At 61.1% G+C, this 3,211-nt stretch carries 3 protein-coding genes and 1 pseudogene; all 4 read left to right on the top strand.

The window, feature by feature from the left end; genetic code table 11:
* A pseudogene (locus tag WA157_RS13880) lies at window positions 1-821 on the top strand (Tn3 family transposase); the annotation flags it as partial.
* A gap of 78 nt (window positions 822-899) precedes the next feature.
* Window positions 900-1,268 (top strand): transposase, encoded by a 369-nt coding sequence (locus tag WA157_RS13875; RefSeq protein ID WP_422621526.1) that lies wholly within the window; start codon window positions 900-902, stop codon window positions 1,266-1,268.
* On the top strand, window positions 1,265-1,606 hold the full coding sequence (gene tnpB, locus WA157_RS13870; RefSeq protein ID WP_422621525.1) for an IS66 family insertion sequence element accessory protein TnpB: 342 nt from the start codon (window positions 1,265-1,267) through the stop codon (window positions 1,604-1,606). Before WA157_RS13875 ends, tnpB begins: the two co-directional genes overlap by 4 nt.
* A gap of 82 nt (window positions 1,607-1,688) precedes the next feature.
* Window positions 1,689-3,203, top strand: coding sequence for an IS66 family transposase (gene tnpC / locus WA157_RS13865; RefSeq protein WP_422621524.1), 1,515 nt, complete (start codon window positions 1,689-1,691; stop codon window positions 3,201-3,203).
* The last annotated feature ends 8 nt before the right edge of the window (window positions 3,204-3,211 follow it).

Below are 3,211 nucleotides of genomic sequence, written 5' to 3'. Positions count from 1 at the left end.
TGCCCGAAGTGATCCTGGCCGTTGACGCCCAGGTACGATTCAGCTGGATCATGCTCGGCCGAGAACCGCGCTCTACCGACGAGCTGCTGATGGTCTATGCCGGCATCATGGCCCACGGCACCAGTCTGACAGCCATCGAGTGCGCACGCATGATTCCGCAGTTGTCTGCCACCAGCATTCGCCAGGCCATGCGCTGGGCCAGGGACGAACGCCGCCTGAGTCAGGCCTGCCAGGCGGTGCTGGAGTTCATGCAACGCCACCCGATCGCTACTACGTGGGGCCGTTCAGACCTGGCATCCTCTGACATGATGAGCATGGAGACTACCAAACGGGTGTGGCAGGCCCGGCTGGATCCCAGGCGCAACACCCCCTCCATTGGCATTTACTCCCATGTGCGGGACCGCTGGGGCATCTTCCATGCGCAGCCCTTCGTGCTCAATGAGCGCCAGGCGGGCGTAGCCATTGAAGGCGTCATCCGCCAGGAACGGCTTGAGACCAGCCAGCTTGCAGTGGACACCCACGGCTACACGGACTTTGCGATGGCACTGGCCCGGTTGCTTGGCTTCGATCTTTGTCCGCGGCTGAAGGAACTCAAGCAGCGGCACCTGTTTGTGCCACGCGGCACCAAGGTGCCCGCCGAAATCGCTGCTGTGTGCGAGGCAAACGTTGACATTGCATTGATCGAAAAACATTGGGATAGCCTGGTGCACTTGGCGGCCTCGGTCATGAGTGGGCACGCCAGCGCGGTGGCGGCTTTGGCGCGGTTTGGCTCTGCGGCCCAAGGCGATCCAATCTATGACGCTGGAGTGCAATTGGGACGTAAGCGGCTAGCCATGTCATCTTGAATCCTGCCGCCAAGCGGGTAAACATAGTGTCCACGAAACAACCAGGTGGACACTATGGAAACGAAGAGAGTGGCGCGTCACAAACACAGTGCGCAATTTAGGGCCGAGGTATTGGAGGCATGCCGACAGAGCGGGGCGTCGGTTGCCGCAGTTGCGCTGCGAAGCGGGTTGAACGCCAACGTGGTTCACCGCTGGCGAAGTCTGGAGGGACGAGCGACTGATGCCGGGGTTGGCAATCGGGTGGTAGTCAGTGCCAGACCCAACGCAGAGTTCCTGCCCCTGCAGCTACCGCCGCAGGCCATGTCGGCACCCGTGCCGGAGATTCGCATGGAGTTGCGGCGCGGCGCATCCGCCGTCACGGTGACGTGGCCCGTGCAATGTGCTGGTGACTGTGGGGCTTTGTTGCGGGAGTGGCTGCGATGATTCGCATCGACGCACTGTGGCTCGCGATCGATCCCGTTGATATGCGTGCCGGACCCGAGCGACTGCTGGCCCGTGTGGTGCAGGTGTTCGGCGCTGCCCGAGCGCACCACGGTTATCTGTTTGCCAACGTGCGCGCCACGCGCATCAAGCTGCTGGTGCACGACGGTTTCGGCGTGTGGTGCGCGGCCAGGCGTTTGAATCAGAGCCGCTTCGTGTGGCCGACTGCGGTGTCTGGCACGGCGTCGCCGATGGCGCTGACGCAGCAGCAATTCGACGCGCTGGTGCTGGGTTTGCCGTGGCAACGGCTGGAGCAAATGCAGGTCATTACGCGCATGTAATGGCCGGGGTTTGTCTGGTAAAAAAGAACAATCAGCACATGCCCTAATGGTGGTTTGATCGTTTGTTTTGCACAATGGGCACATGCTCAACGTGCACGAACTTAAAGCCCAGGACCTGCAGCGTCTGAGCCCCAGTGCACTGGCTGAAGTGGCGGCCACGATGCTGCAACATATCGCCGAGCAGGGCAAGCTCATCACCACCCAAGCGCAGGCCATCAAGTTCCGTGACGTCAAGATCGAACGCATCACATTTGAACTGGCGCGCCTGAAGTCCTGGCGCTTTGCGGCCAAGACCGAGCGCATGAATGCCGAGCAACGCCAGTTGTTCGAAGAGACGCTGGCAGCTGACCAGGCAAGTCTTGAAGCGCAGCTCGAAGCCCTGCAGGGCCAGCCCGGTACTCAGGGCGAGCCCGCTGGCAAAACGCCTGCGCGTCAACCCAAACGCCAGGCATTGCCTGAACATCTGCGGCGCGTGGATCACCACCACGAACCCGAGAACATCACCTGCGGTTGCGGCCAGCCCATGGTGCGCATTGGCGAAGACGTGAGCGAGAAGCTGGACATCGTGCCGGCTGAGTTCTTCGTCCATCGCCACGTTCGCGGCAAGTGGACGTGCAAGTGCTGCCAGACATTGGTGCAAGAACCGGTTGCGCCCCACATCATCGACAAGGGCATGCCCGCTGAGGGCTTGATCGCCCACACCCTGGTGAGTCGATTCGTCGATCACATTCCGTACTACCGCCAGGAGCAGATCAACGCGCGCTCAGGCATCCACACACCGCGCTCGACGCTGGCAGCCTGGTCGGGACAGGGCGGTGCCGGTTTGATACCGTTGTTTGACGCGCACCGCAAGTTCGTGCTCGGCGCCAACGTCTTACATGTCGACGAGACGCCGGTGAATATGCTGGACCCGGGCGCGGGCAAGACCAAACGCGCCTATATCTGGGCTTATGCGCGCAGCGGCTTCGATGTGTTGCCGGGCGTGGTGTACGACTTCTGCGTGGGCAGAGGGGCGAAGTATCCGGTTGCCTTCCTGCAAGATTGGTCGGGCACGCTGGTATGCGATGGCTATGCGGCCTACGACACCGTCTTCAAGCTTGAACAGCGAATTGAAGCTGGATGTCTCGCCCACGCACGACGCAAATTCGACGAGCTGATCAAGGACAACCAAAGTCCCGTGGCTGCGCAGGCAGTGCTGCGCATTGCGAAGCTGTACTGCATCGAGCGAGAAGCCCGGGTTCTATCGGTCGAGCAACGACTGGACATGAGGCAAGCCAGGGCCAAGCCATTATGGGAAGAGATGCATGTCTGGCTGCAACTGGAGCGCCAGCGCGTACCCGACGGCAGCGCCATCGCCAACGCCATCGACTACAGCCTGAACCGCTGGAGCGCGTTGATGGCCAACCTGGTGGACGGCGACGTTCCCATCGACAACAACCACATCGAGAACCTGATGCGCCCCTGGGCTATGGGCCGCAATTATCCAAGGTTCGCGATTATGGAAGGTATGCGCCCAACCAGCCGAAGAAGCAATTTGCACTTGGGAGCAATGCGCGGTGCCTTCCACTTGTGTAACCGGTGTATCAACCTTCCATAATTTGCGGT

Origin of the sequence: Rhodoferax ferrireducens (assembly GCF_049302455.1) — a bacterium.
GTDB lineage: Bacteria > Pseudomonadota > Gammaproteobacteria > Burkholderiales > Burkholderiaceae_C > Rhodoferax > Rhodoferax ferrireducens_B.
This window is presented reverse-complemented; position numbering and strand designations above follow the sequence as displayed.

Excerpts from the sequence above, each read along its gene's own strand:
- tnpB (WP_422621525.1), top strand. The coding sequence starts at position 1,265 with ATGATTCGCATCGACGCACTGTGGCTCGCGATCGATCCCGTTGATATG.
- tnpC (WP_422621524.1), top strand. The coding sequence starts at position 1,689 with ATGCTCAACGTGCACGAACTTAAAGCCCAGGACCTGCAGCGTCTGAGC.
- WA157_RS13875 (WP_422621526.1), top strand. The coding sequence starts at position 900 with ATGGAAACGAAGAGAGTGGCGCGTCACAAACACAGTGCGCAATTTAGG.